This is a genomic window from Vibrio genomosp. F10 str. 9ZD137 (assembly GCF_049974785.1).
In the GTDB taxonomy this organism is placed as follows: Bacteria; Pseudomonadota; Gammaproteobacteria; order Enterobacterales; family Vibrionaceae; genus Vibrio.
Genome location: NZ_JBNGCJ010000656.1, coordinates 1 through 2317, shown reverse-complemented (window position 1 = coordinate 2317; position 2317 = coordinate 1). Strand labels below are relative to the sequence as shown.

Annotated in this window: 3 protein-coding genes; all 3 read left to right on the top strand. The window is 47.0% G+C overall.

All coding sequences use genetic code 11. The annotated features are described in order from the left end of the window. On the top strand, window positions 1–229 hold a 229-nt coding region (locus ACP45E_RS15935; RefSeq protein ID WP_198927738.1), incomplete at its 5' end, for a chorismate-binding protein. Further along, window positions 226–1980 (top strand): 2-succinyl-5-enolpyruvyl-6-hydroxy-3-cyclohexene-1-carboxylic-acid synthase, encoded by a 1755-nt coding sequence (gene menD, locus ACP45E_RS15930; RefSeq protein ID WP_017036949.1) that lies wholly within the window; start codon window positions 226–228, stop codon window positions 1978–1980. The genes ACP45E_RS15935 and menD, both read left to right, overlap by 4 nt. Before the next feature lie 58 nt (window positions 1981–2038). Continuing rightward, window positions 2039–2317: alpha/beta fold hydrolase (locus ACP45E_RS15925; protein ID WP_141707365.1), on the top strand; the 279-nt coding region annotated here is incomplete at its 3' end.

Below are 2317 nucleotides of genomic sequence, written 5' to 3'. Positions count from 1 at the left end.
TCGAGGATGGTACGCCGGCTCAGTGGGCTATGTGAGCCATAGAAAAGCCGAGTTTTGCGTCGCGATACGCAGTGCGTTGGTGGTGAATGAGCAAGTTCAATTATTCGCTGGTGCGGGTATTGTTCCAGGTTCTGTCGCCAGCCATGAATGGCAAGAGCTAGACAAAAAAATGTCCACATTACTGTCGTTATTTTCCGATGCGCCGCCACTGGTTGAGGTCGCATCATGATCAACAACCAAGCGGTGATGAACCGTATTTGGTGCCGTGTCATACTCGAAGAATTAACACGATTTTGTGTGACGGAAGTTTGCATTGCACCGGGGTCTCGTTCTACCCCTTTAACTCTCGAAGCCGATGCCAATCAGCAACTCAATATTCACACTCATTTTGACGAGCGTGGACTCGGGTTTTTGGCGTTGGGTCTAGCGAAGGCAAGCCATTCTCCCGTTGCCATTATCGTGACGTCGGGTACAGCCGTAGCTAACCTGCTGCCTGCTATCGCCGAAGCTAAATTGACTGGGGAAAAGCTGGTTGTGTTAAGTGCCGATAGACCTCAGCAATTGGTGGGCTGCGGTGCGAATCAAGCTATCGAGCAACGTGGTATTTTTGCACCGCATACGCGCGCGGAGCTTAATCTACCCAGTCCATCTGAGCAGTTCGGTCTACCTTGGCTTCTTTCTAGCCTCGATGAGGTCATGCACCAGCAAGCGCAACAGGGCTCTGCAGTTCATATCAATTGTCCCTTTCCAGAGCCGTTGTATGGAGAGGTCGATGAGACACTGTTTAAAGATTACCAGGAAACGGTATCTGGATGGCGTCAAAGCCACGAACCTTACTGTCTACAATATGGCACTCAGGCTCAGTATCCACATCGGTTTTGTACGGATCTTTTTTCAAAAAAAGGCTTAGTGATCATTGGCCGTGTTGAACGGGATCAGGCAGCCTCGGCTATTGAATTTGCGCACCGATTGGGTTGGCCGGTTTTATGTGACCCACAATCTGGGGTGAGTAGCGATTGGGCACACTATGATGTGTGGTTACAATTATCAAGCGCCTCTCACCCAGAAAAAAATGTATTGAATCAATGTACTGCCGTTATTCAGTTCGGCTCTCGAATTATCTCTAAGCGCTTAAACCAGTGGCTAGATCAGCACGTCTCCACCTCATCTTGTGACTACATTTATGTAGACCCAAGTGCCGATCGAAATAATCAGTCACATCTACAGCAAACCCATTATCGCTCTGAGGTCGCTGACTGGTGCCAATGGCAACTCAATCAGCTATCTCAATTGCCATTGTCTGGAAAAAGCGAAACAGCTGGTTGGGGCGATGCGTTACAAGTTCTTTCCCGTGTGGTCGCGACAAAAGCAAACGCGTTTTTAGAACATGGTGATTGTTTGACTGAAGTTGGCTTGAGTTATGCTATACCTGAATTATTAAAAAACGTACCTAAAGAGGCGACGTTATTCTTCGGAAACAGTCTTTTTGTGCGCTTGGTTGATATGTTTTCATCGATTGACTCGTTCCGTGTGCATACTAATCGAGGCGCGTCAGGGATTGATGGTTTAGTCGCGACATCCGTGGGTGTTCAACGAGCCTCATCAACACCCATGCTGGTGTTTATCGGTGACACTTCATTGCTGTATGATCTGAACTCTTTGGCGTTATTAAGCCATCAAAAGAGCCCGGTTGTGATCGTTGTGACCAACAATGATGGCGGGGCAATTTTTGATTTATTACCTGTGCCCAAACAGCAAAAAGAAGCCCTATATCAAATGCCTCATGGCTATCAGTTTGAGTACGCAGCAAAGCAGTTTGGTTTGGCCTACGATAGGCCAAATACGCTATCTCAATGTTTGCTCAGTATCTCAACACACCTTAATCAGAGCTGTGGTGCCTTGGTTGTCGAGGTTATAACGCCTTCGAATCAAGCTTCAGAACAACTCGTCGAATTTTCCCGTTTACTTCATGATGCCTAGATTATGGCCCTCATTTATGGCTCTTGGTCAATGGAGCTAAGCCTATGGAGCTGAGATTGTGGAAAATAAAGTGAACGACGGCATGCTGCATAGTGAACATCATTATGTGGGTAACACAACCAAACCGACATTGGTTTTTCTTCATGGCTTACTCGGAAATGGCGATGATTGGCAATCGAGTATCGAACAGCTAACGGAATACTCATGCCTGACAATTGACCTTCCTGGTCATGGTCAAAGTGCACATATTACATGTACAGGCTTTGACGATTGCTGCGATATGATTTCCAATACTGTTTCAGCATTACTCGCGCCCAGCCAGCCAGTGGTCATGATT